Here is a 24,312-nt window from a genome sequence, read left to right as displayed (position 1 = left end):
CACAACCCAATGAGCGGACACGGCGCGCCCACTATCGACCTGAGCACCCTCAAGCCGGAGGAAACATCGCAGCTTCGGCTGGCCATCGTGGCGGCAAGCTGGCACACCCAAATCATGGATGGACTGGTGGACGGCGCCTTGCGCGCGGCGAAGGAGGCCGGCATCGCAGAACCTACGCTGCTGCGGGTTCCGGGCAGCTTCGAGCTCCCTGTCGCCGCCGCACGGCTGGCCCCGCACTTCGACGCCGTCGTGGCTCTTGGTGTGGTCATCCGCGGCGGAACACCGCATTTTGACTACGTCTGCCAAGCCGCGACGTCGGGCCTTACGGACGTCAGCGTTCGCACCGGCGTCCCGGTGGGCTTCGGCGTCCTGACGTGCGACGACGAACAGCAGGGCCTGGACCGTGCCGGACTTCCCGGTTCCAAGGAAGACAAGGGCCATGAGGCTGTGACGGCCGCCCTTGCCACGGCTGTGACCCTGAAGCAATACAGCTAAGACGAAAGGGATGCGGGTGTGTTCTCACTCACATCCCTTTCGTCATGCAGGCCCCCAACACGCGGGCAGCGGCCCGGAGCAAGTAGTCTGGAGGGCGTGAAGAATTTCGAGACGCTGTTCGCAGAACTGAGTGAGAAAGCAGCGACCCGCCCGGCAGGCTCGCGTACTGTGGCCGAACTGGACTCCGGAATCCACGGCATCGGCAAAAAGGTAGTCGAAGAGGCCGCCGAAGTCTGGATGGCCGCCGAGTACGAATCCGATGAAGCAGCTGCTGAGGAAATTTCCCAGCTCCTCTATCACCTGCAGGTGCTCATGCTCGCCAAGGGCCTCAGCCTGGAGGACGTTTACAAGCATCTCTAGCCACGCCCCTCCGCTCAAAGCATGCGGTGTCTGTTGCGTGGCCAAGGTGCCTGAAACCTCCCCTCCTAAAGAAAGCCAGTCCAATGCTCCGTGTAGCAGTCCCCAACAAGGGATCCTTGTCAGAAGCAGCCTCCGCCATGCTTTCCGAGGCCGGCTACCGCCAGCGTCGTGACTCCCGCGAGCTGGTCATGGTTGATCCTGACAACGATATTGAATTCTTTTTCCTCCGCCCCCGCGATATTGCCGTTTATGTAGGGCAGGGCACGTTGGACGTCGGCATCACAGGCAGGGACCTCCTTCTGGATGCCCAGGTGGAAGCCGAAGAGTTGCTTCCGCTGGGCTTCGCTGCCTCGACGTTCCGCTTCGCCGGACCCGTGGGTGACTTCACCGCCGTCGAACAGCTTGAAGGCAAGCGGCTGGCCACCAGCTACGACGGCCTCCTGCGCGACTACCTCGGTGAGCGTGGCGTCAACGCAACAGTGGTCCGGCTGGACGGTGCTGTGGAATCTTCCGTGCGGCTGGGCGTCGCCGATGCGATCGCCGACGTCGTTGAAACCGGCAACACGCTCAAGGCCGCGGGCATGGAAATCTTCGGCGAGCCCATCCTCAAATCCGAGGCAGTACTGATTCGCCGCACCGGTTCAGGGGGCGCTGCCAATGGCACCGCCAAGGAGATCGACATCCTGATCCGCCGCCTGCAGGGTGTGCTGGTGGCACGCCAATACGTCCTGATGGATTACGACATCCGCAAGGACCTCGTTGAAGATGCCGCCGCACTGACCCCCGGACTTGAATCACCCACCGTTTCGCCGCTGCGCGATTCGGAGTGGGTGGCCGTCCGGTCGATGGTTCCCAAGAGGGAAACCAACCGCATCATGGACGAGCTGTACGACCTCGGGGCGCGCGCCATCCTGGTCAGCAGCATCCACGCCTGCCGCATTTGATCCACTGATCGGATCAGTGCATTGGTCGAGCAGAGCCCAGCACAATTGAGGAGCAGCACATGGCTGTAGCCGTACGCGTCATTCCCTGCTTGGATGTCGACGCCGGTCGCGTCGTCAAGGGAGTCAACTTCGAAGGGCTGCGCGACGCCGGTGACCCGGTGGAACTGGCACATCGCTACGATAACGGCGGCGCCGATGAGCTGACGTTCCTGGACGTCACGGCGTCCTCCGGCAACCGCGAAACCACGTTCGACGTCGTCCGCCGCACCGCCGAGGAAGTGTTCATCCCCCTGACCGTGGGCGGAGGTGTTCGTGGCGTGGCGGAGGTGGACAAGCTCTTGCGCTTCGGCGCCGACAAGGCCTCCATCAACACCGCCGCAGTTGCTCGGCCAGAGGTCATCGACGAGATCACCCGGCACTTCGGTTCCCAGGTGCTGGTGCTCTCCGTGGACGCGCGCCGGACCCGGGCAGGTGACGTCCCGACGTCGTCCGGTTTTGAGGTGACAACGCACGGTGGCCGGACCGGTACAGGGATTGACGCCATTGAGTGGGCCAAAGAAGCTGCGGATCGGGGAGTGGGGGAGATCCTCCTCAATTCCATCGACGCCGATGGCACCAAGGACGGGTTCGACCTTGAGCTCATCAAGAAGGTCCGGGCGGCGGTCAACATTCCGATCATCGCCTCGGGCGGGGCCGGCGAGCCGGCCCACTTTCCGCCGGCGGTGCAAGCAGGGGCCGACGCCGTGCTGGCAGCGTCCGTCTTCCACTTTGGCCCTGACGACATGATCGCCCAGGTCAAGGCCGCGATACGGGCGGCCGGATTCGAAGTCCGCTAGTCAGAGGCCGATGTCAGCGGTTTGCAAAAGCGCGACGGCGTCCGGCTGGCCTTCGAAGGTGACCAGGGCCTGGCCGGTACGCCCGTGGGCGTGCATCAGCAGTTCCCCGGGTTCGCCGACAATCGCCACGGAAACCGGGGCGCGTTTGGCCACATGACGGGGGCCGCTGGGGCGTACAAGCACAATCCCCAAATCGACGCCGCGGTAAAGGAAAGCTGCGCGTTTGATCAGGTCGTCCCACAGGGCGTCCGAGTACGCTTCATCCAGCGCCCGGGGAGCCCAGCGATCACCTGCGCGCCGGATGTCCTCGGTGTGCACAAAGTATTCAATGAGGTTGGACGTCTCATCCAACGCCTTGATCTTCATGGGTGACAGGGCAGGGGGGCCGGCCCGGAACGTCTTGATCAACCGGGCGTAGGCGTCCGGGCTTTCCAGCTTGGCTGCGAGTTTGGACGTTGCCTTTTCCGATGCTTTACCCAAGCGCGGGATCATCAGGCCGACGCCGACCGCGATCTTCCGCTCCCGCAGGTACAAGTGTGCGGCGAGGTCCCGCGTGTGCCACCCTGCGCAGAGCGTGGGGGAGTCAGGTCCGGCCGCCAGCAGGGTTTCAGCCAGTACTTCTCGGGAAGGTTCGACGAAATGCATCACTTGTGAAAGTAGCACGATCCGGGCCCTCTTGCGCAGTGGAACCGCCGCAGAAAACGGGTCTCGCCGCAGGCACTAGACTTGATCTGATGTCAGAGCAGTCCGCCTCCAGTCCCGCTCCCTCCGTGGAGCTTTCCAGCGACCCCTCAAGCCCGCTGCCGCGGGAGATTGCACGTGCCTTGAAGCGTGACTCCGCGGGGCTCGTTGCCGCCATTGTCCAGCAGCACGACACCCATGAGGTGTTGATGCTCGGTTGGATGGACGATGAGGCGTTGCACCGTACTATGACCACGGGCCGAGTAACTTTTTACTCCCGTTCCCGCCAGGAGTATTGGCGTAAGGGTGATACGTCCGGACACGCGCAGTTCGTCAAGTCTGTGGCCCTCGACTGCGACGGCGATGCCCTCCTGGTCCGCGTGGACCAGGTCGGCGCAGCTTGCCACACCGGAACCCGCACCTGCTTCGACGGTCGCGATTTCGACGTCGTCACGGGCAACCGCGACTGAAACATTCTTTACCTTCCACTGAAGCAGCACCGCAGAATTAAGGCACCCCACAACTAAGGCGCCCAGAACTAAGGCACCCAGACCAAAGGCGGAGAACAATAGCCATGCAGGACCTTGGAATCATCAGCCCGGGCCTGGAAGAGTTCCGTGAACTCGCCGTCCACAGCCGTGTCATCCCCGTGCGGCTTAAGGTGCTCGCGGACGCAGAGACGCCCATAGGCCTTTACCGGAAGCTGGCCAAGGGCCAGCCAGGCACGTTCCTGCTGGAGTCCGCCGCCGTGGGCGGTGCATGGTCACGTTACTCCTTCATCGGTGCCAAGTCGCGCGCTACGTTGACCACCAAGGACGGCCAAGCGCACTGGATCGGGGAGCCTCCCGTTGGTGTGCCGGTGTCCGGGAATCCGGTGGAAGCCGTCCGCGACACGGTTGCTGCCCTGCAAACTGACCGCTTTGAGGGACTTCCACCGTTCACCTCGGGCTTGGTTGGCTTCCTGGGGTGGGAAGCTGTTCGGCACTGGGAGCGGCTGACCAGCCCTCCTGAGGATGACCTGAACCTTCCCGAGATGGCGCTGAACCTTGTCACCGACATGGCAGTTCACGACAACGTGGACGGAACGGTCCTCCTGATCGCCAACGCGATCAACTTTGACGACAGTTCCGAGCGCGTCGATGAAGCTTGGCACGACGCCGTTGCCCGGGTAAATGCCCTCTTGGACCAGGTCAGTACACCTGTGGCGCAGCCGGTGTCCGTCCTCCAGGGCACAGCCTTGGACTTCGCATCCAGCGTGCAGGAACGCTGGGATGAGGCCAAGTACTTGGAGGCGATTGATCGGGGCAAGGAAGCAATCGTCGACGGCGAAGTCTTCCAGGTGGTCATTTCCCGCCGCTTCGAGATGGAGTGCGCGGCTGATCCCCTGGACGTCTATCGGGTGCTGCGCAACACCAATCCGAGCCCTTACATGTACATTTTCAGCTTGGCTGACGCCGAGGGTCGCGAGTACTCGATCGTTGGTTCCTCGCCGGAGGCTTTGGTCACCGTCACGGGGGATGAAGTGATCACCCACCCGATTGCGGGGTCACGTCCGCGGGGGAAGACCGTGGAAGCCGATAAGGCCCTGGCCACGGAACTCCTCGAGGACAAAAAGGAACGTGCCGAGCACTTGATGCTGGTTGACCTGTCCCGTAACGATCTCTCCAAGGTCTGCGTTGCAGGAACTGTTGACGTCACCCAGTTCATGGAGGTGGAGCGCTTCAGCCACATCATGCACCTGGTTTCAACGGTGGTGGGTGAACTTTCTCCTCAAGCCACGGCTTACGACGTCCTCAAGGCCACATTCCCTGCAGGGACCCTCTCTGGTGCGCCCAAGCCACGTGCCCTGCGACTGCTCGACGAACTTGAACCACACCGGCGCGGCATTTATGGCGGGGTGGTGGGATACCTGGACTTCGCCGGCGACATGGACATGGCGATTGCCATCCGTTCCGCGCTGCTTCGCGAAGGGCGCGCCTACGTCCAAGCCGGCGGAGGGATCGTGGCCGATTCGCACAAGCCGTCCGAAGCACTGGAGACCGTCAATAAGGCAGCAGCGCCGCTTCGCGCTGTCCATACGGCCAGTTCACTGCGGAACGTTACGGCTGAGCCCGCCCCTGGCGGCCGTCTGCTCGACGACGGGACCCCCGCGTCATGAAGCCCACGGCAACAGTCACTTCACGTAGCACCAAGGCTCCGCGTTGGGCCCGGAAATCGATGCTGGTGCTGGCCATCACCGTCCTTGCCATTGCAGTCTTCGGGGCCAGTACCCAGACATGGATCGAGGTCCAACTGGATCCGGCAGGTGCCTCCAGCAGCGCGCTCCACGTACAGGGCAATAAGGCAGCAACCGCGGTGACCGCACTGGCACTCGTGGCGTTGGCCGGGGGTTTGGCAGCTTCCATCGCCGGTAGGGTGGCCCGTTGGATCATCGCGGCGCTGATCACCCTTTCCGCCGTCGGGATTGTTGCAGCGGTGATCTCCGTCCTGGTGAACCCGTTAGGCGCGGCCCAGGGCTCCATCGCCGGGGCAACCGGGGTATCCGGCGGCCAGGCCAACGTGGCGCCGACGGCGTACCCCGTCATCGCGTTGGTGGCCGGCGTCCTCTTGGCGATCATCGCCGTCGTGCTTCCGCTGGCGGGCCGCTACTGGAAGTCCCGGACAAAATACGACGCCGGTCCCGCGGGTGCCGGGCCGACAAGCGGACCAGTGGATGAGATCGACAGTTGGGACCGCCTGTCCCGCGGCGAAGACCCCACCTAAAGCGTCATGAGGGCCCAGGGCACGCCAAGTAAAACAACAGGCACGGCACTTGGTGAATGTCCCAGCCGCCCTCAAAAAATGGCAGAATGTAAGCAGTATTCATCCTGAGGAGATTTCACATGAGCAAAACCACAGTGTCCGATCACCAAGCCGCTTCAGCGATGGCCAGCCACAGCGATGCCATCGGTCACGGCAACAGCCCGGCAGCGTGGACGTGCGTCATCGTGATGCTGGTTGGCGCCCTCATTTCCTCCATCGCTTTCGTCATTGCCAGCACCCCGATCTTCATCGGCGGCGTAGTGGTACTGGTCATCGGCCTCATCGTAGGTTGGGTCATGCGCAAGGCGGGCTACGGAGTGGGCGGCAGCAAGCTGCAGAACAACGGCCACTGACGGTGACCGTTCTTGACGACATCATCGTTGGCGTCAAGGAGGACATGGCGGCACGCCGCGGCCTCGTCTCCCTTGCCGAGCTGAAGGATAGGGCAGCCGCTGCGCTTCCGGCCCGGGATGCCTGGGCCGCGTTGGGCGGTCCCGATGCCAGCCGCACCGATCTCAAGGTCATCGCAGAGATCAAGCGTCGCAGCCCCTCCAAGGGCGAACTCGCCTCCATCGCGGACCCCGCTTCGCTGGCGGTGCAGTATTCCGACGGCGGTGCCTCCGTGATCAGTGTCCTCACGGAACAGCGCCGGTTCGGCGGATCCCTTGCGGACTTCGATTCGGTGCGCGCCGCCGTCGAGACGCCCCTGCTGCGCAAGGATTTCACGGTAGACGAGTACCAGATCTGGGAAGCCCGCGCACACGGCGCTGACCTGATCCTCCTCATTGTCGCGGCTCTTTCTGATGCCCAGCTCGCGGAGTTCAGCGCACTCAGCCGCCACTTGGGCATGAATGTCCTGGTGGAGACGCACACTGAGGACGAGATCGAGCGTGCCGTGGCGGCGCAAGCCAGGATAATCGGCGTCAACGTCCGCAACCTCAAGACGCTCGACGTCGACCGTTCCGTTTTCGGATCGCTGGCCGGGTTGATTCCGGCTGAGGCAGTCGTGGTGGCAGAGTCCGGAGTCCGTGGTGCAAGCGATGTTGCGGACTACGCAGCCAAGGGGGCCAACGCCATCCTGGTAGGGGAAGCCCTTGTGAGCGATTCAACGCCTCAGGAACGCATCGCTGAGTTTAAGGCCGCGGGAGCCGCGGCCATCGCTGTCAGGAGCTGACTGGCAAGACTGGGCTGGAATACCGCGGTGGCGCATTCACTGACGTGGCCGCCGACTCGTGGAACACCAAGCTTGTGGAAATACCCGATGAACTAACGTGAACAGGACGGTGAGACCGATGGTCGACGCGCCAACACCCACCCCGAACGTGGATGCCGCTGACGCATTCCTGCAAGGTGGCCCTTCGCTGCGCAACGCCTCCGGGCCGTACTTCGGCAGCTACGGTGGCCGTTGGATGCCCGAGTCGCTGATCGCCGCCCTGGACGAGGTGCAGGACACCTTCGAGAAGGCGAAAGCGGATCCCGATTTCATCGCCCAGCTCAAGGACCTCAACAAAAATTATTCGGGCCGCCCCTCCCTGTTGACTGAAGCCAAGCGCTTCTCACAGCACGCAGGCGGAGCACGGATTTTCCTCAAGCGCGAAGACCTGAACCACACGGGATCGCACAAGATCAACAATGTTCTGGGGCAGGCACTGCTTGCCAAGCGCATGGGCAAGACCCGCGTGATCGCCGAGACCGGAGCTGGCCAGCACGGTGTTGCCTCGGCCACGGCAGCTGCGCTGTTGGGTCTTGAGTGTGTTGTCTACATGGGGGCCGAGGACTGCCGCCGCCAGGCTTTGAACGTGGCCCGGATGCAGTTGCTCGGGGCCACCGTTGTTCCGGTGACGAACGGTTCCCAGACGTTGAAGGACGCCATCAACGATGCCCTTCGCGACTGGGTCTCGAACGTGGAGCACACGCACTACCTCTTGGGGACAGCTGCTGGAGCCCACCCATTCCCGGCGATGGTCCGTTACTTCCATGAAGTTATTGGCGAAGAGGCCCGCAGCCAGATCCTGGAGCAGACAGGGAGGCTTCCGGACGCCATTTGTGCCTGCATCGGTGGTGGGTCGAACGCCATTGGCCTGTTCCACGCCTTCCTGGACGATGCATCCGTGAAGATCTTTGGCTTTGAAGCCGGTGGCGAAGGTGTGGAGACCGGCCGGCATGCGGCCGCGATCTCACTGGGCCGTCCCGGCGTCTTGCACGGCGCCCGGTCCTATCTGATGCAGGATGAGGACGGCCAGACCATCGAATCCCACTCCATTTCGGCAGGTCTGGACTACCCGAGCGTCGGTCCGGAGCACTCCTACCTGGCTGACATCGGAAGGGTGTCCTACGAGGCAATCACGGACACCGAGGCCATGGATGCCTTCAGCCTGCTGTGCAGGACAGAGGGCATCATCCCGGCCATCGAGTCATCCCATGCCCTTGCCGGTGCAATCAAGCTCGGAAAGCGGCTCACGGAGGGCAAGGACACGGCATCGGACGTGACCATCATCGTGAACCTTTCAGGGCGCGGAGACAAAGACGTGGAGACCGCTGCGGCCTGGTTCAACATGCTGGACTCGGAAGGCCACGTCAAGGGCACCACGTTGTCCACGCGTAAGCCCAAGGGACCCACGGATCGGTCCTCCGATGCAGCTCCCCATCACAGCGAGGACCAGAACCGATGACCGAAGAATTTGCCAGTAAGTCCGCAGCAGCGATTGATCGCGCTGCAGCAGAAGGCCGTGCCGCCTTGGTGGGCTATCTGCCCGCAGGCTACCCGTCGGTTCGGGAGAGTATCGCTGCCGGGATCGCGTTGGCCGAAAATGGGGCGGACCTCATCGAGATCGGCATCCCCTATTCCGATCCCGTCATGGATGGTCCCGTCATTCAGGCCGCCACCACCGAAGCAATCGCCGGCGGTTTCCGCGTCGCTGACGTGTTCGACGTCGTCGCAGGCATCACTGCCGCGACTGACGCCGCCGTCTTGGTCATGACGTACTGGAATCCGGTGATGCGCATGGGCGTGGACGAGTTCTCCCGTCGCCTCGCCGAAGCCGGGGGAGCGGGCCTCATCACGCCGGACCTTATTCCCGACGAGGCTTCGGAGTGGCTTGAGGCTTCGGATAAGTACGGGCTTGACCGTGTTTTCCTTGTGGCACCTTCCTCCACCCCGGAACGCCTCGACATGACCGTCAAGGCCAGCCGCGGGTTCGTCTATGCCGTCTCCATCATGGGTGTCACCGGAACCCGCCAATCGGTCAGCAGCAGTGCCGAGGCCGTGGTTGCCCACGCCCGGGCAGCCGGGGCAGCGCGTGTTTGCGTGGGGCTGGGCGTTTCGAATCCGGATCATGTCCGCGAGATTGCAGCCTACGCCGATGGAGTGATCGTGGGCACTGCCTTGGTCGCGGCCCTCCGCGATGGTGGCGTGGACGCCGTCGGGCAACTCACCAAGAACCTCAGCGCCGGCCTGGGCCGCGCAGCTGTGGAAGCCTAAGAAAAAGGAACATCAGCCCTTATGCACTCGGTTCTCCAAGCAGCGGCAACGGTCCCCATGAGCATCCCCAGCCCATCGTGGTCCGGCTTCGACATTCCGTTGCCGTGGGGCTCGCTCAGGGTTCACGCTTATGCCCTGTGCATTCTGGCGGGGATCATCGTCGGCCTGTGGCTGACGTCCGCGCGCTGGAAGCGTCGCGGTGCGCCTGAGGGCAGCTTGTGGGATATCGCCATTTGGGCCATCCCGTTCGGCATCATCGGCGGCCGCCTCTACCATGTGTTCTCCTCGCCGGACGCTTATTTTGGTCCGGGATTCAACGGTACGGGAGACCTTTCCCTGATACCGCAGATCCAGCGCGGCGGCCTTGGGATTTGGGGGGCTGTGGTCCTTGGTGCCGTAGGAGCCTGGATCGGCTGTCGCCGGTCCGGTGTCAAGCTCACCGCCTTCCTCGACGCCGCTGCGCCCGGGCTCTTGTTGGCCCAGGCAATCGGCAGGTGGGGGAACTGGTTCAACCAGGAACTTTTCGGTGCTCCCACTACTCTTCCTTGGGGTCTTCAGATCGATCCGGCCAACGCAAACTTTCCTGCCGGGATGCCGGCGGACACGCTCTTCCACCCCACGTTCCTTTACGAGTTCATCTGGAACCTGATTGGTGTGGCGCTGCTGCTGCTCCTGGACCGGAGATTTGGGTTCCGCCGCAGCCGCTTGTTCTGGTTATACGCCATGTACTACACCGTGGGCCGCGTGTGGATCGAGGCCCTTCGCATTGACGATGCGGAGCAAATCTCCCTCTTTGGCATCACTACCAGGCTCAATGTCTGGACCAGTATCTTCGTGTTCATCGCTTCGCTGGTGATATTCCTGGTCCTCACCCGCCTGGGACGCCCAGTGCCGGATACCCCCTATTTGCCGGGACGGGAGCCCAAAGATGCGCCTGCGGAGGAAGGCCGTAGCGTGACGAGCGTCACCAGTCACGATGTGGACGCATCTGTCTCAGATGGTGATTCGCGTGGTAATCTCCCAAATAACCAAAGCGATCCGGGTCACGTTGACGAGCCGCAGGATGCTGCAGGGAAAGTCGGTCCTGGCGCTACGTCCACACCGGCTTCCCCAACTACAGCAACTGCCGTGAGGAAGACTCCCGGATCCTCGCCGGAAACAGGCCGCACCACGTAGTCGTTTTCGTCAAAGGGGCAACAGAGTCACCGCTCGTAGGGCCCAGTCCACAGCGTCGTGGCACCCCCGGAACCCGGATCGCAGCATACCGATGATCCATGGTCAAGCCGGGGCCAGAGGTTCCCGTAACCGTTAGTTGCGCGAGATCGGCTGGCCTACAATTCCAATAACTAGCGCTTTGTTGTGCCCGTCACCGGGCAGGCAAGGTGGGGCCAACGTTGTCCCTTCCATACGCACGATCTCGAGGAAGGACGTCTCCCATGACCCATCTTCATACCCCCGGTTGGTCCGAACACATCGAACCTCAGGGTGCCATGTCTCCCTTCAAGCGCTTCGCTGCGCTCCCGGAGGCCCAGGGTCTATACAACCCTGACCAGGAGAAGGATGCCTGCGGCCTGGCCATTATCGCCACGCTCCGCGGGGAACCGGGATACGACATCGTGGAAGCGGCATTGACGGCCCTCCGCAATCTCGAACACCGCGGTGCCGTGGGTGCCGATGAAGGCACCGGCGACGGCGCAGGATTGCTGATGCAGGTCCCGGACGAGTTCTTCCGTTCCGTTACTGAATTTGAGCTGCCTGCACCCGGGCAGTACGTCGTGGGCACGGCGTTCCTTCCGGCAGAATCCCGCGAGGCAGATAATGCCAAGGCGGGCATTGAGGCACTCGCTGTCGATGAAGGCTTGGTTGTCCTTGGATGGCGCGAGGTTCCCGTGGTCGCGGACCTCGTGGGTGCCATGGCCCGGGCTTGCATGCCGTATTTCTCCCAGCCCTTCTTTGCATCGGCCACCGGCGAGCAGTTGGAACGGAACGAACTCGATTCCCGGGCTTGGCGCATCCGAAAGCGTGCCCAGAACAAGTTCGGCGTGTACTTCCCGTCGCTCTCCTCCCGCACCATCGTTTATAAGGGAATGCTGACCACGGCTCAGCTTGAACCGTTCTACCCGGATCTTTCGGATAAGCGTTTCAAGACCAAGCTCGCGATCGTTCACTCCCGCTTCTCCACGAACACTTTCCCGTCGTGGCCGCTCGCACAGCCTTTCCGGACCATTGCGCACAACGGTGAAATCAACACCGTCAAGGGCAACCGGAACTGGATGCGTGCCCGTCAATCGCAGCTGGCCAATCCGCTCCTTGGCGATACTCCCGAGGAACTGTATCCAATCTGCACCCCGGGCGCGTCCGACTCGGCGTCGTTTGATGAAGTGGCCGAGCTTCTGTGGTTGTCCGGGCGTCCCATCACCCACTCGATCATGATGATGATCCCGGAGGCGTGGGAAAACCACGCCACCATGGATCCTGCGCGGCGGGCTTTCTACGAGTACCACTCCCTGCTCATGGAGCCGTGGGACGGGCCTGCCGCTGTCTCCTTCACCGACGGGAATCTTGTGGGTGCAACCCTGGACCGCAACGGTTTGCGGCCGGGCCGCTACTGGATCACCGAGGACGGCCTGATCATCTTCGCGTCCGAAGTTGGCGTGATTGAAGTCGAGCCGTCCAACGTCGTGAAGAAGGGCCGCGTGGCTCCGGGCAAGATGTTCCTGGTGGACACCGAGGCCGGACGCATCATTGACGACGCCGAGGTCAAGGCTGAGGTGGCGGCAGCGAACCCGTGGGCCGAATGGCTCAAGGACAACCTGATCGACATCAACCAACTGCCCGAGCGTGAGCACGTGCTTCACACCGCGGCCTCAGTAAACATCCGGCAGCGGACGTTCGGGTACACCACGGAAGAATTGAAGATCCTGCTGGGCCCGATGGCCCGCACGGGTGCTGAGCCCTTGGGAGCCATGGGTTCCGACACCCCGGTAGCGGTACTTTCCAAGCGCCCTCGCCTTCTGTTCGACTACTTCGTGCAGTCCTTTGCCCAGGTCACCAATCCGCCGTTGGATGCCATCCGCGAGGAGCTCGTGACGTCGCTGAAGTGCGCCATTGGCCCCAACGGCAACTTGTTGGATGGCAAGCGGGTCCGCCAGCCGCAGATTTCCCTGCCGTTCCCGGTGATCAACAACGATCAGCTGGCCAAGATCGCGAACATCGAAAGCGCCGACGGCGACCGTATCGCCATGAAGGTCCGCGGCCTCTACCGGCCCGAAGGCGGCGAAGCGGCCCTTCGTGCGCGCTTGACCGAGATTTGCGAGCAAGTTTCAGGTGCCATCAACCGCGGTGTGCAGTACATCGTGCTGTCGGACCGCGATTCCAATGCCCAGTGGGCGCCAATTCCTTCGCTCCTGCTGGTCAGCGCGGTCCACCATCACCTGCTTCGGAGCGCCAACCGCACCAAGACCGCCCTTGTGGTCGAGGCCGGCGATGTGCGCGAGACGCACCACGTGGCCGTCCTGATCGGTTATGGCGCCTCCGCCGTCAACCCATACCTCGCCATGGAGTCAGTGGAACAGCTGATCACCGAGGGCGACGTCGTGGGCGTGACGCCCGAAGACGGCGTGTACAACCTGATCAAGGGACTCGGTAAGGGTGTCTTGAAGATCATGTCCAAGATGGGCATCTCCACCGTGGCTTCCTACACAGGTGCCCAGACGTTCGAGGCACTGGGCCTGTCCCAGGAACTCGTCGATGAGTTCTTCTCCGGCACCCACTCGCAGTTGGGTGGCGTGGGCCTTGATGTGATCGCGGCCGAAGTTTCCGCCCGGCACAAGATGGCCTACCCCGAGAACGGTATCGAACTGCCGCACCAGCCGCTTTTGGGTGGCGGCGAGTACCAGTGGCGGCGTGACGGTGAGCCGCACCTTTTCAACCCTGAAACTGTCTTCAGGTTGCAGCACGCCACCCGTGAACGGCGTTATGACATCTTCAAGTCCTACACCAAGGGCGTTGACGATCAGTCCGAGAACCTGATGACCCTGCGTGGTCTTCTCAAGTTCAAGGATGGCGTCCGGCCGGCTGTTCCCTTGGAAGAAGTGGAGCCGGTTTCCAGCATCGTCAAGCGTTTCTCCACCGGTGCCATGAGCTATGGCTCCATCTCCAAGGAAGCCCACGAGACGCTCGCCATTGCCATGAACCGCTTGGGCGCCAAGTCCAACACCGGCGAAGGCGGCGAGGACGTTGACCGCCTCCTGGATCCGGAGCGGCGCTCGGCCATCAAGCAGATCGCGTCCGGCCGTTTCGGCGTGACCAGCCTCTACTTGACCAACGCTGATGACATCCAGATCAAGATGGCGCAGGGTGCCAAGCCCGGCGAAGGCGGACAGCTGATGGCGCAGAAGGTTTACCCGTGGGTAGCCCGGACCCGTCACTCGACTCCCGGCGTCGGACTTATTTCACCGCCGCCGCACCACGACATCTACTCGATCGAGGACCTCGCCCAGCTCATCTACGATGCCAAGCGCGCCAATCCTTCGGCCCGGGTGCACGTCAAGCTTGTTTCGGAAGTCGGGATCGGCACAGTGGCGTCCGGCGTCACCAAGGCGAAGGCCGACGTCGTGCTTGTTTCAGGTCACGACGGCGGAACCGGCGCCTCGCCGCTGAACTCGCTCAAGCACGCGGGTGTGCCGTGGGAACTTGGCCTGGCCGAGACCCAGCAGACCCTGATGCTCAATGGACTCCGTGATCGCGTTGTGGTCCAGGTTGATGGCCAGCTCAAGACCGGCCGCGACGTCGTCATTGCTGCCCTGCTCGGTGGCGAGGAGTATGGCTTCGCGACCGCTCCGCTGGTGGTTTCCGGCTGCATCATGATGCGCGTCTGCCACTTGGATACCTGCCCGGTGGGCGTTGCCACCCAGAACCCGGAACTCCGTTCAAGGTTCAACGGCAAGCCGGAGTTCGTGGTCAACTTCTTCGAGTTCCTCGCAGAAGAAGTCCGCGAAATCCTCGCCGAGCTTGGTTTCCGCAGCTTGGAGGAAGCTATTGGCCACGCCGAGGTGCTCGATACCCGTGAGGCAATCGACCACTGGAAGGCAGAAGGGCTCGATCTGGACCCAATCCTCCATGGCCTCGAGTTCGACGACGACGTGCCGTTGCGTAACATGACCGGCCAGAACCACGAGCTGGACAAGCACTTCGACCAGCGGCTGATCACCATGGCACAGGAAGCGCTCAGCGACCGCATGCCCGTCAAGATCACCTTGGACGTCATCAACACGGACCGCTCCGTGGGCACCATGCTCGGCCACGTGGTCACCAAGACATTCAGTACCGATGTCTTGGCGACGGACACCATTGACGTGACGTTGAACGGAACGGCGGGGCAGTCCCTCGGTGCTTTCCTGCCGGCCGGTATCACGCTGCGCCTCTTCGGTGACTCCAATGACTACGTTGGCAAGGGCCTCTCCGGTGGCCGCATCATTGTCCGGCCGGACCGCACGAACGTGTTCCCGGCTGAGCGAAACGTCATCGCGGGCAACGTCATCGGGTACGGCGCCACAAGTGGTGAGATGTTCCTGCGTGGACAGGTGGGCGAACGCTTCCTGGTCCGTAACTCAGGTGCCACCGCCGTCGTCGAAGGTATTGGCGACCACGGATGCGAGTACATGACCGGCGGACAGACGCTGATCATTGGCCGCACCGGCCGTAACTTCGGCGCAGGCATGTCCGGTGGAACGGCGTACGTGCTTGATTTGCACCCTGAGCGCGTGAACAAGGCAGCCCTCGATTCCGGCGAACTCCAGTTGTTGGAGCTCGACGCCGAGGACCGCGACATTGTCCACGGTCTCCTGGCCAAGCACCTTGAAGAAACTGAATCCGTCCTGGCCGGCCGTCTGCTCGAGAACTTCGACGACACCGCCGCCCGCATCACCAAAGTACTGCCGCGCGACTACGCTGCAGTCCTGCAGACCCGCCTCGATGCCATCGAAGAAGGCCTTGACCCCGATGGCGAAGAAGTGTGGTCCCGAATCCTGGAGGTAACCGGTGGCTGATCCACGCGGATTTTTGAAGGTCCGGCAGCGCGAGACGCAGCCACGCCGCCCTGTTCCCGTCCGCATCATGGACTGGAAAGAGGTTTACGAGGCCCAGGAAAAGGGTGTCCTGAAGAGCCAGGCCGGGCGCTGCATGGATTGCGGCATCCCGTTCTGCCATCAGGGCTGTCCGCTGGGTAACCTTATTCCTGAGTGGAACGACCTCATGTGGCGGGACAAGGGAGCGGAAGCGATTGAACGTCTCCACGCCACGAATAACTTCCCGGAGTTCACGGGACGTTTGTGCCCGGCTCCGTGTGAAGCCTCCTGTGTGCTGGGGATCAACCAGCCTGCTGTGACCATCAAGCAGGTGGAGGTTTCCATCATTGATGAAGCGTTTGATAACGACTGGGTCCAGCCCCTTCCGCCGGCGCGCCTCTCGGGCAAGACAGTCGCCGTGGTGGGTTCCGGACCGGCAGGCCTGGCTGCTGCGCAGCAGCTGACCCGGGTGGGCCACACGGTTGCCGTCTACGAGCGGGACGACAAGATCGGCGGACTGCTTCGCTACGGCATCCCCGACTTCAAGATGGAGAAGGAACAGGTTGACCGCCGTCTGGAGCAGATGAAGGCCGAAGGCACCCGCTTCCGCACCGGCGTCGCCGTGGGAACCGACGTGACGTGGGAGCAGCTGCGGCGCCGGTACGACGCCGTCGTCGTCGCCACCGGGGCTACCGTCCCCCGCGACTTGCCCATTCCGGGCCGCGACCTTGAAGGTGTTCATTTCGCCATGGACTACCTGGTTCCCTCGAACCGTGTAGTGGCAGGGGAGAGCCCTGAGAACCACATCGACGCCAAGGGCAAGCATGTGGTGATCCTTGGCGGTGGCGACACCGGTGCCGACTGCATCGGCACCGCCCACCGCCACCAGGCAGCATCGGTGACCACCCTCGCTATCGGCAAGCAGCCGCCGTCGGAGCGCGCCGCGCACCAGCCTTGGCCGACGTTCCCCACGCTTTTCGAGATGGCCAGCGCCCACGAGGAAGGCGGTGAGCGCACCTACCTTGCTTCCACCGTTGAGTTCGTTGGTGAAAACGGCAAGCTCACCGGAGTCAAGGTTGCCGAAACCGAGTTCGTGGACGGCAAACGCCTTCCCAAGGCAGGTACGGAGCGGATCATTCCCGCTGACTTGGTGTTCCTGAGCCTCGGCTTTACCGGCGCTGAACCGGCTGGCATCACGGAGCAGGTCAGTGCAGAATTCGACGGTCGGGGCAACGTTGCCCGCGACGGCCACTACATGACGAACACTGAGGGAGTGTTCGTCGCCGGCGATGCCGGTCGTGGCCAGTCCCTGATTGTGTGGGCCATTGCGGAAGGCCGTGCTTGCGCGGCCGCAGTGGACAAGTTCCTGATGGGAAGCACCATCCTCCCAGCACCGGTCGCCCCCACCGACCGTGCCATTGCGGTCTTATAGCGCCAGCAGGAACGAACTTTAACTCAATCAGCTCCAGACTCCTTAGGGTAGGTATATGAGACGCGCGAAAATTGTGGCAACTTTTGGCCCGGCTATTTCCAGCTTCGACAACACCCTCGCGGTGCTGGAAGCCGGCGTCGACGTTGCTCGCATGAACATGAGCCACGGCGACTACTCCGTGCATGACACCACTTACGAAAACGTCCGGAAGGCTGCTGCGCAGTTGCACAAGCCTGTTGCCATCATGGCCGACCTGCAAGGCCCCAAGATCCGACTGGGACGCTTTGTGGACGGACCGCATGACCTCGCTGTCGGCGATACTTTCACCATCACCACCGAGGATGTCCCGGGCACCAAGGACATCTGCTCCACCACACTCAAGAGCCTTACTGAGGACGTCAACGTTGGCGACGCCCTGCTGATCGACGACGGCAAGGTCGCGTTGCGCGCGGTCGAGGTTGACGATGTCAAGGTTGTCACTGTGGTGACCGTTGGCGGCAAGGTCTCCAACAACAAGGGCATCAACCTTCCCGGCGTGGCGGTGAATGTTCCGGCGCTGAGCGAGAAGGACGAGGACGATCTCCGCTGGGCCCTCAAGCGCGGTGCGGACCTGATCGCGCTGTCGTTCGTGCGCGATGCCTCCGACATTGTCCGCGTTCACGAGATCATGGAAGAAGAAGGCCGGCGCGTGCCGGTAATCGCCAAGATCGAAAAGCCGCAGGCCGTGGAGCAGTTGCACGAAATCATCGACGCCTTCGATGCCATCATGGTGGCCCGTGGCGACCTCGGCGTGGAACTGCCGCTCGAAGAGGTGCCGATCGTCCAGAAGCGCGCCATCGAACTGGCACGCCGTTGGGCCAAGCCCGTCATCGTTGCAACCCAGGTTCTCGAATCCATGATCGACAACCCGCGCCCCACCCGCGCTGAGGCTTCCGACTGTGCCAATGCAGTCCTCGACGGCGCCGATGCAGTGATGCTCTCCGGCGAGACGTCGGTGGGCCAATACCCGATCGAGACCGTCAAGACCATGGCCCGGATCATCGAGTCCACCGAGGTCCACGGCCTTGAGCGCGTACCCCCGTTGGGTACCAAGCCCCGTACCCGCGGCGGTGCCATCACGCGTGCCGCCGTCGAAATTGCCGACCAGTTGGACGCCAAGTACATCTGTACGTTCACGCAGTCCGGTGACTCTGCCCGTCGCCTCTCCCGGCTGCGCCCGGTCAAGCCGGTCTTCGCCTTCACGCCGGTGGAGCACGTCTGGAACCAGTTGGCTCTCACCTGGGGCATCCAGCCGGTCTTGGTCCCGATGGTGGGCCACACCGATGAGATGACCGCACAGGTTGACCGTAGCCTCCTGGACATGGAATTGGTGGAGGAAGGCGACCTTGTTGTCATCGCTGCCGGTTCCCCTCCAGGACAGGCGGGTTCCACGAACTCGTTGAAGGTCCACAAGGTAGGAGACCTCGCGGACACCTCCAGCGTGGACGCCTCGCGCAAGGAGCCGGTTGGTCCTTGGCCCGAAAAGAAGTCCAAGACCAAGGCGTAACGCCTCGGTATCGCTTGAGTGAAGCGGGTCCCACCAATTTTCAGTTGGTGGGGCCCGCTTCGCTTTTGTTTTACGGTGCTCACGACGGCGGCCGCGAACCTCACGCGAGGTTCGCGGCCGCCGTTGTACTTTTTGCTGGTTAGTTGACCTGGTTGATGATGGTTTCCGCAACCTCGCGCATGCTGAGGCGGCGGTCCATGGAGGTCTTCTGGATCCAGCGGAACGCTTCCGGCTCGGTGAGGCCCATTTTGGTGGTCAGGAGGCTCTTGGCACGCTCTACGAGCTTGCGGGTGGCGAACTGCTCCTGAAGGTCGGACACCTCGTTTTCGAGCGCCTTGATTTCCTCGTGGCGGCTGAGGGCGATCTCGATGGCCGGGATGAGGTCCGCGGGGGAGAAGGGCTTAACCACGTAGGCCATGGCCCCGGCGTCGCGGGCACGCTCCACGAGTTCCTTCTGGCTGAAAGCAGTCAGCAGGACAACGGGGGCGATCCGGGCCTTGACGATCTTCTCTGCCGCCGAGATGCCATCCATCACGGGCATCTTCACATCCATGAGGACCAGGTCCGGCTTGAGCTCCTCAGCAAGCTGCACAGCCTTCTCACCGTTATCTGCCTCACCAACGACGTCGTACCCCTCGCCTTTCAGAATCTCGATAATGTCCAAGCGGATGAGCGTCTCATCCTCGGCAACGACAACTCGGCGGGCCGGCTGGCTTGTGGACGTGGACTCCGTCTGTTCGGTCACAGGATCTCCTTGAAAAGGTTCGGCGGGTTCATATCCATCTTAGTGTGGGCGGCTGCGGAGCATGATTTTCTGCCACCCGCGCGCCCGGTTCTTTGAATCAGCCTATCTGCATGTAGAGTAGTTTCGCGTGCTGGGAACGGATCGCGTTGATCACAGGAATGTGGACAGTCAGCGAGAATTAACTTCCCGGTAATCCGCGCCCGAGTGGCGGAATTGGCAGACGCGCCGCACTCAAAATGCGGTATCGAAAGATGTGTGGGTTCGAGTCCCACCTCGGGCACAGTGTTTCCGCAGGTCAGGGGCCTAAATGGCTCCTGACTGTTGACAAAACCCCCAAATCCGTTGACGGAGATCTAGCATTTTTATGTGGCTAGCATCCGGAAACGCGTCAAAAAGGACGGCTCGTTGTCCTTTATGGTGGTCTGGCGTGACCCCAAGATCGGCAAGCAGCAGGGCATCACTGTCGACTCCGAGCACGAAGCCGAAACGCTCAAACGGTTGCTCGACGCGAATGGCCAGTCCTTCGAAATCGCTCAGCAGGCACTCCTGGACAACAGGGCGAAAATTCCGACTGTTGGTGAGGTGATTCAGGAGCATATCGACCTCCTGGTCCGGCCATCGAGCGGGACCGTTAAGACGTACCAGACAATGCTTGACCTCCATGTGAAGAAGGTCATGGGTCACGTGCCCGTCGACAAGTTGGACTACCGGATGATCGCCTACTGGGTGAAGTCTATGATGGCCAAGGGGCGCTCACCGAAGACGATCAAAAATGTGCATGGCTTGATCTCCGCATCGATGAGCACGGCAGAGATGCTGGGGTACATCACGCGTAATCCCTGCAGAGGCGTGCAGTTGCCAAGCGTCGAGAAGGCTGAGGACGAGATGATGTTCCTCACCCACGCAGAGTTCGGTCTGATCATGGAGAACATGGGGGAGCGGTACCGCGCTTTCACGAACTTCTTGGTGATGACCGGGACACGTTTCGGAGAAGCTACTGCGCTGACGGTTGCCGATATCGACCTGCTGGGTAAGCCGGCGACGGCTCGCATCAACAAGGCGTGGAAGAGGGATGGGCAGAACCAGTTTTACATCGGGCCGACGAAGACGGGTGCGGGTAAGCGGACGATCGGGCTGAACCCGGCACTCGTTGATTTGCTGATCCCATTGGTGGCCGGACGGCAAAGCACTGAACTACTCTTCACGTCGCCCAAGGGCGGCAGGATTTATCACAAGTTGTACTGGGATCATTACTGGGTGCCCGCGGTCAAAGCAGCGCAGCTTCGCGGGCTTCGCAAGGAACCGCGCATTCACGATCTCCGACACACTCATGCGTCTTGGCTTATTCAGGACGGGGTGCCGATTTTTACGATCTCGCGTCGACTGGGGCACGCTTCCATCAAGACGACTGAGCAGGTCTACGGGCACTTGATGCCGGAAGCGCTGCAGGTTGGGGCGGACGCTACGGAGCGGCAGGTCGCGGCGTTCATGCGGTGAGGCTGTCGCGCCTCTAGGAGACGAGGCGATTGCGAGCCCGAGTCCCGATCAGCCGGTTGCTAGGTGAGTCTCCACGTTGTCCTAATGCTTGATGCGAAGCAGGCCAGATCTCGCTCAACCTGGCTATCTCTGCAATGTGTTCAGAGGTGAAGACGATTTTTCCTTTGCCCCAGCACGCGTGCGGAAACCTTCCTGCCGCGGCGCCATCGCGTAGCCACCCTTCGCTGCAGCGCATGAGAACTGCCGCTTCGGAAGGTTCAAAGAATTCCAAGTCCATGCTCGGCTGCTCCTGTCACACCTTGTTGCGAATTCATGACTGCCCCGGCGTTGGGTACATGACTGGCTGTATGGAATCCGCTCCGCGAAATGACAGCGAGTCGTCCGCCGGCACGTTTTAGCGGTTCGACATGACCTGCGGCCCCTGACTTAGGCGAAGCGCTTAGAAAGATTTCTGCATGCGCGTGGTTTCGATGCCTTTCGGTCTGGATTCTGCCAGGCGGCCCCGCAATGCCCGTGTCCATAGCGAGCGGCTTGGATATGAGGAGAGGGAAAACGCAGCCAGTGCTATCGTCCGCTGGCCGGACTGCAATATTGACCAGATAATGAGAGCGGCATGTCGGCCACTGGCTGCATGATCTTCAGGTTGACCGAGCTACTTCCGAGGAGTCCCTGGCGATCGTATGGGGTGACTGCACTGAGTATTGGGCCGCTATGTCCATAAGGACACACTCGATCAGTGACGTGCGAGGGGAGAAACGCTCGTCGCTTAGCGACTGTATGTAGCCGGCCGATTCGAGGAGGAGTAAGTGCCGTCGAAGAGTCGCTGGTGAGACGAGGAGCTCTGAAGACAGGGTGCTGCTGTGTGCTGGTCCGGTCCGGATAAGAAAGCGAAGTATCTGACTCCGTGTCCGGATCATCAATATGGTTGTCGACATGCAAACCACGGTTCCGATTGGGGGACTGTTCCTGTAGACGGGTCTACAGGAACAGGATACGCCCCACACTGTAGACGGAACAGATTCATGGTGCATTTGATTGTGTAGCCACGACGCTCGCGGAATACTGATGGCAGGGATCAGCATAATGGAATGAAATCACTCGGAGGGGGCGGTTCATGCCGGGAAAGGACGCTAGCCACGCCCGCGAGTTGTCACCGCAGGCCACTCTCGCCCGGCGGCTGAACCTGCTACTCGATGTTGTTGTGGCTGAGAGGGGATCTCCGGTTTCCTTTAGGGAGATCGAAGCTGGCCTTAACGCTCGGGGAGTCAAGATCTCCAGGGCCCGATGGTTCTATATGAAGGACGGAACAGGGCGCCTAGTTAGTGATTCGCAGTTGCTTGCCGCCATTTGCGAGATGTTCGACGTAGATCCTGCCTATTTGCTGAATGGCGTCGAAGGCGACATCCCGGAACGCATTGACTCGCAGTTGGAGTTCGTGAAGTCACTGCGAGCGGCGCGGGTTAAATCATTCGCTGTGCGGACTCTGGGTGACGTCTCACCGGAAACCCTACGCGCCATTTCCGAGTACTTGAACAAAGACATCAACCTACATCCGAATGGCGAGCGGGCTGCGGCTACTCCTCCAGCACATACCGAAGGTGGGCGTCCAACAATTCCTTGATGCGGGCAGGGTTGGCTGAGTAGCGAGGGGACCTGCCGTGGCGCCGGCCAACGGGGACATCGACGACTATCGCTCCGACCTGCTCGAGGGCAATCAAGTGTTTCGCCACGCTCGGCTCGCCAGCGCTGACTGAATCGACTATGTCACCCCGCGTCGCGGGGCCGAAAGTCGTGAGGAATCTGAGGATCTCGTTGCGGGCTCTGTTGCCGAAAGTTGCCACCGCTGCCTCAACGTCGGGGGACCAAGCGTCGTCGTGAGGCTGTGTAATCCGTGGCATGACCCAATTCTTGCCGAACAACATGAAAAAAGTAAGAACAGCACTCTTGACGATCCTTAAAGTATCTTTGACAATACCTTATAGATACTTTGCGTTGGTGCTCGGTCTGCTCTACCGGTCACTACCAACCGAACCGCCGGATGGCGGACGTTCCAGAACAGTAGCTATTCGAAGCGGTGAGGGCCATGAGCCTGAACAAAAGGGCGAAGCACGCTGAAGAATTACCCACACGGCTCGGAACCGTAGACATCTCCCTGACGAGGCCGCCGGCAGACACGTTGTCTGTCTCCGTGGACCAAATGATGCGAGCAGTTGAGGGCGTGCGGCGATACGTGGTGTCGCACCTGTCTCATATCGGCCGTTCATGTGATGTCGACGATGTGTTGCAGGACATCCGCGTTGCTGTCTGGGATGGCGTGGCCAAAGGGCACTATCGCCCACTACCGGGGGTTCCGTTTGAAGCGTGGGTACAGGGCGTCGCGTCGAACATTTGCGCGGCCCATGTACGTCGGGAGCTAAGTCACAAGACTCTGCCCTTGTTGCTCGACCCCACCAGCGATGAAGTATCCGGGTCTTGGGGACAGCTGACAGCCGTCCTCATCGCCCGGGAGAATCCGGAAACCCAGGAAATCATCGACCGTGAATGGGCGATGATGGTGCTGACATTGACGCGGGAGGCTGTTTCCGCCCGGACGTGGCAGATGGCCGTGAATAGCATTTCTGTGCCTCGCGAGTACGCGCTTCCGTCAGCTCAGGACCGCCGTCGGTGGAACGCCGTAACCGCTGTCCGGCTGACGGCCAAGACCGTGAGCCACGCGCTTGACGTGTCTCCGGGAAGTATCCGAGATATCGGTCAGCTGTGTCAGCGCGCAGTTGAGTGTCTACCGACCGCGCTCCTGAGAGCTGTTGCCGAGGCGATAGTCCTTCCAGAGATCCACGGAGCCGAACGGCACGAGGCAATTGCTGGGTTGGCGCGAGATCTTGGTGTCAGTGAGCGGTACGTCGCGGTACAGATCGGCACAGCTCGGCGGCTCTACCAGGCTGCCTGGCGCACAGTACGTAGGTCGGCCAGCTTGGGTTGATTGCGACGGCGGTTCGGCCGTCGCATCCCACTTCTAGAGGAGGCGACTGTGGGCGCGTCTGGCGTTGGTACGAATAGGCGGCGTCGGTGGACGTCGGGGTTGATGATGTTTTTGATTGTCGGCTCTTTGGCTTTACTGGGCACGTGGGCGCAGAAGGAGCCCCCTAGTGGCACGACGCATACGTCGACTGTGCCTGTTGCTTCGGCGCCAAGCCAGAGCAGTGCCCACTCCACGGTCACCCCAAGGCCAGCACCAGTTACAAGTCCGCGAGCTGGGTCTGGTGTACCCCAGTCGACTGACTTTCGGGCGGTTGCGTCAGCGGCCGCCGAAGCCATCTATTCGTGGGACACACGCAGTTCGTCGTATTCAGAGGTTTACGCGCGGCTTCGCGATCTGTGGGTTCTGCTGCCAAATGGATCCAATCCATGGACTGTACTAGTTCAAG

General features: G+C 61.8%; 22 protein-coding genes and 1 tRNA gene. 19 read left to right on the top strand and 4 right to left on the bottom strand.

The features are described from left to right. Positions 1 to 9 precede the first annotated feature (9 nt). The 4 genes from ribH (at position 10) to hisF (ending at position 2,635) form a co-directional block, all read left to right on the top strand. On the top strand, positions 10 to 495 hold the full coding sequence (gene ribH, locus SB659_RS07245) for a 6,7-dimethyl-8-ribityllumazine synthase (RefSeq protein WP_284980323.1): 486 nt from the start codon (positions 10 to 12) through the stop codon (positions 493 to 495). A gap of 96 nt (positions 496 to 591) precedes the next feature. Beyond that, on the top strand, positions 592 to 855 hold the full coding sequence (locus SB659_RS07240; RefSeq protein WP_018778638.1) for a phosphoribosyl-ATP diphosphatase: 264 nt from the start codon (positions 592 to 594) through the stop codon (positions 853 to 855). 83 nt (positions 856 to 938) lie between these two features. Beyond that, entirely contained in the window at positions 939 to 1,799 is an 861-nt protein-coding gene (gene hisG / locus SB659_RS07235) for an ATP phosphoribosyltransferase (RefSeq protein WP_284977337.1), read from the top strand. 59 nt (positions 1,800 to 1,858) lie between these two features. Continuing rightward, positions 1,859 to 2,635, top strand: a complete 777-nt coding sequence (gene hisF, locus SB659_RS07230; RefSeq protein ID WP_410549979.1) for an imidazole glycerol phosphate synthase subunit HisF — start codon at positions 1,859 to 1,861, stop codon at positions 2,633 to 2,635. Here the strand turns inward: hisF and SB659_RS07225 are convergent, their stop codons facing one another. Continuing rightward, positions 2,636 to 3,280: a TIGR03085 family metal-binding protein gene (locus SB659_RS07225; RefSeq protein ID WP_410549978.1), complete on the bottom strand. Its 645-nt coding sequence runs from the start codon at positions 3,278 to 3,280 to the stop codon at positions 2,636 to 2,638. Positions 3,281 to 3,369: 89 nt separating this feature from the next. On the opposite strand from SB659_RS07225, the gene hisI reads away from it, so the two are divergent. The 11 genes from hisI (at position 3,370) to pyk (ending at position 18,645) form a co-directional block, all read left to right on the top strand. Further along, positions 3,370 to 3,786: a phosphoribosyl-AMP cyclohydrolase gene (hisI, locus tag SB659_RS07220; RefSeq protein ID WP_410549977.1), complete on the top strand. Its 417-nt coding sequence runs from the start codon at positions 3,370 to 3,372 to the stop codon at positions 3,784 to 3,786. Positions 3,787 to 3,890: 104 nt separating this feature from the next. After that, entirely contained in the window at positions 3,891 to 5,474 is a 1,584-nt protein-coding gene (locus tag SB659_RS07215; protein WP_410549976.1) for an anthranilate synthase component I, read from the top strand. Further along, entirely contained in the window at positions 5,471 to 6,079 is a 609-nt protein-coding gene (locus tag SB659_RS07210) for a Trp biosynthesis-associated membrane protein (protein ID WP_284980327.1), read from the top strand. Before SB659_RS07215 ends, SB659_RS07210 begins: the two co-directional genes overlap by 4 nt. A 119-nt stretch (positions 6,080 to 6,198) precedes the next feature. Beyond that, positions 6,199 to 6,471 carry an HGxxPAAW family protein gene (locus SB659_RS07205; RefSeq protein ID WP_284977332.1) on the top strand — a complete coding sequence of 91 codons (273 nt, stop codon included), beginning with the start codon at positions 6,199 to 6,201 and terminating at the stop codon, positions 6,469 to 6,471. A 2-nt stretch (positions 6,472 to 6,473) separates the two neighbouring features. Then, entirely contained in the window at positions 6,474 to 7,292 is an 819-nt protein-coding gene (gene trpC / locus SB659_RS07200) for an indole-3-glycerol phosphate synthase TrpC (RefSeq protein WP_284980328.1), read from the top strand. Between the two features lie 118 nt (positions 7,293 to 7,410). After that, a complete protein-coding gene (gene trpB, locus SB659_RS07195) occupies positions 7,411 to 8,790 on the top strand; it encodes a tryptophan synthase subunit beta (protein ID WP_410549975.1) in 1,380 nt (459 codons plus the stop codon). Next, entirely contained in the window at positions 8,787 to 9,599 is an 813-nt protein-coding gene (trpA, locus tag SB659_RS07190; RefSeq protein WP_284980330.1) for a tryptophan synthase subunit alpha, read from the top strand. Before trpB ends, trpA begins: the two co-directional genes overlap by 4 nt. A gap of 21 nt (positions 9,600 to 9,620) precedes the next feature. Beyond that, positions 9,621 to 10,775 carry a prolipoprotein diacylglyceryl transferase gene (lgt, locus tag SB659_RS07185; protein WP_410549974.1) on the top strand — a complete coding sequence of 385 codons (1,155 nt, stop codon included), beginning with the start codon at positions 9,621 to 9,623 and terminating at the stop codon, positions 10,773 to 10,775. Positions 10,776 to 11,035: 260 nt separating this feature from the next. Beyond that, positions 11,036 to 15,649, top strand: a complete 4,614-nt coding sequence (gene gltB / locus SB659_RS07180) for a glutamate synthase large subunit (RefSeq protein ID WP_410549973.1) — start codon at positions 11,036 to 11,038, stop codon at positions 15,647 to 15,649. Further along, positions 15,642 to 17,099, top strand: a complete 1,458-nt coding sequence (locus SB659_RS07175) for a glutamate synthase subunit beta (RefSeq protein ID WP_410549972.1) — start codon at positions 15,642 to 15,644, stop codon at positions 17,097 to 17,099. Before gltB ends, SB659_RS07175 begins: the two co-directional genes overlap by 8 nt. 55 nt (positions 17,100 to 17,154) lie before the next feature. Further along, the gene (gene pyk / locus SB659_RS07170) at positions 17,155 to 18,645 is read left to right on the top strand and encodes a pyruvate kinase (RefSeq protein ID WP_410549971.1); all 1,491 of its coding nucleotides are present in this window, start codon (positions 17,155 to 17,157) and stop codon (positions 18,643 to 18,645) included. Between the two features lie 139 nt (positions 18,646 to 18,784). On the opposite strand, the gene SB659_RS07165 is transcribed toward pyk, so the two are convergent. Next, entirely contained in the window at positions 18,785 to 19,390 is a 606-nt protein-coding gene (locus SB659_RS07165) for an ANTAR domain-containing response regulator (RefSeq protein WP_141282080.1), read from the bottom strand. A 198-nt stretch (positions 19,391 to 19,588) separates the two neighbouring features. Between SB659_RS07165 and SB659_RS07160 the strand changes: the two genes are divergently transcribed. Together SB659_RS07160 and SB659_RS07155 are read left to right on the top strand one after the other, a co-directional pair. Next, a tRNA-Leu gene (locus SB659_RS07160) sits at positions 19,589 to 19,670 on the top strand. A gap of 86 nt (positions 19,671 to 19,756) precedes the next feature. Continuing rightward, entirely contained in the window at positions 19,757 to 20,887 is a 1,131-nt protein-coding gene (locus SB659_RS07155; protein WP_410549970.1) for a tyrosine-type recombinase/integrase, read from the top strand. A gap of 638 nt (positions 20,888 to 21,525) precedes the next feature. Here the strand turns inward: SB659_RS07155 and SB659_RS07150 are convergent. After that, positions 21,526 to 21,804 carry an ArsR family transcriptional regulator gene (locus tag SB659_RS07150; protein ID WP_410550072.1) on the bottom strand — a complete coding sequence of 93 codons (279 nt, stop codon included), beginning with the start codon at positions 21,802 to 21,804 and terminating at the stop codon, positions 21,526 to 21,528. A 197-nt stretch (positions 21,805 to 22,001) separates the two neighbouring features. Between SB659_RS07150 and SB659_RS07145 the strand changes: the two genes are divergently transcribed. Next, the gene (locus SB659_RS07145) at positions 22,002 to 22,508 is read left to right on the top strand and encodes a hypothetical protein (protein WP_410549969.1); all 507 of its coding nucleotides are present in this window, start codon (positions 22,002 to 22,004) and stop codon (positions 22,506 to 22,508) included. On the opposite strand, the gene SB659_RS07140 is transcribed toward SB659_RS07145, so the two are convergent. Further along, positions 22,462 to 22,785 (bottom strand): ArsR/SmtB family transcription factor, encoded by a 324-nt coding sequence (locus tag SB659_RS07140; protein WP_410549968.1) that lies wholly within the window; start codon positions 22,783 to 22,785, stop codon positions 22,462 to 22,464. The genes SB659_RS07145 and SB659_RS07140 overlap by 47 nt on opposite strands. Before the next feature lie 185 nt (positions 22,786 to 22,970). Here SB659_RS07140 and SB659_RS07135 point away from each other — a divergent pair, with 185 nt between their 5' ends. Then, positions 22,971 to 23,867, top strand: a complete 897-nt coding sequence (locus SB659_RS07135; protein WP_410549967.1) for a sigma factor — start codon at positions 22,971 to 22,973, stop codon at positions 23,865 to 23,867. Positions 23,868 to 24,312: the final 445 nt, after the last annotated feature.

Origin of the sequence: Arthrobacter sp. SIMBA_036 (assembly GCF_046535135.1) — a bacterium.
Taxonomy (GTDB): Bacteria; Actinomycetota; Actinomycetes; order Actinomycetales; family Micrococcaceae; genus Arthrobacter.
This window is presented reverse-complemented; position numbering and strand designations above follow the sequence as displayed.

Excerpts from the sequence above, each read along its gene's own strand:
- ribH (WP_284980323.1), top strand. The coding sequence starts at position 10 with ATGAGCGGACACGGCGCGCCCACTATCGACCTGAGCACCCTCAAGCCG.
- hisG (WP_284977337.1), top strand. The coding sequence starts at position 939 with ATGCTCCGTGTAGCAGTCCCCAACAAGGGATCCTTGTCAGAAGCAGCC.
- hisF (WP_410549979.1), top strand. The coding sequence starts at position 1,859 with ATGGCTGTAGCCGTACGCGTCATTCCCTGCTTGGATGTCGACGCCGGT.
- SB659_RS07225 (WP_410549978.1), bottom strand. The coding sequence starts at position 3,280 with ATGCATTTCGTCGAACCTTCCCGAGAAGTACTGGCTGAAACCCTGCTG.
- hisI (WP_410549977.1), top strand. The coding sequence starts at position 3,370 with ATGTCAGAGCAGTCCGCCTCCAGTCCCGCTCCCTCCGTGGAGCTTTCC.
- SB659_RS07215 (WP_410549976.1), top strand. The coding sequence starts at position 3,891 with ATGCAGGACCTTGGAATCATCAGCCCGGGCCTGGAAGAGTTCCGTGAA.
- SB659_RS07210 (WP_284980327.1), top strand. The coding sequence starts at position 5,471 with ATGAAGCCCACGGCAACAGTCACTTCACGTAGCACCAAGGCTCCGCGT.
- SB659_RS07205 (WP_284977332.1), top strand. The coding sequence starts at position 6,199 with ATGAGCAAAACCACAGTGTCCGATCACCAAGCCGCTTCAGCGATGGCC.
- trpB (WP_410549975.1), top strand. The coding sequence starts at position 7,411 with ATGGTCGACGCGCCAACACCCACCCCGAACGTGGATGCCGCTGACGCA.
- trpA (WP_284980330.1), top strand. The coding sequence starts at position 8,787 with ATGACCGAAGAATTTGCCAGTAAGTCCGCAGCAGCGATTGATCGCGCT.
- lgt (WP_410549974.1), top strand. The coding sequence starts at position 9,621 with ATGCACTCGGTTCTCCAAGCAGCGGCAACGGTCCCCATGAGCATCCCC.
- gltB (WP_410549973.1), top strand. The coding sequence starts at position 11,036 with ATGACCCATCTTCATACCCCCGGTTGGTCCGAACACATCGAACCTCAG.
- pyk (WP_410549971.1), top strand. The coding sequence starts at position 17,155 with ATGAGACGCGCGAAAATTGTGGCAACTTTTGGCCCGGCTATTTCCAGC.
- SB659_RS07150 (WP_410550072.1), bottom strand. The coding sequence starts at position 21,804 with ATGATCCGGACACGGAGTCAGATACTTCGCTTTCTTATCCGGACCGGA.
- SB659_RS07145 (WP_410549969.1), top strand. The coding sequence starts at position 22,002 with ATGCCGGGAAAGGACGCTAGCCACGCCCGCGAGTTGTCACCGCAGGCC.
- SB659_RS07140 (WP_410549968.1), bottom strand. The coding sequence starts at position 22,785 with ATGCCACGGATTACACAGCCTCACGACGACGCTTGGTCCCCCGACGTT.
- SB659_RS07135 (WP_410549967.1), top strand. The coding sequence starts at position 22,971 with ATGAGCCTGAACAAAAGGGCGAAGCACGCTGAAGAATTACCCACACGG.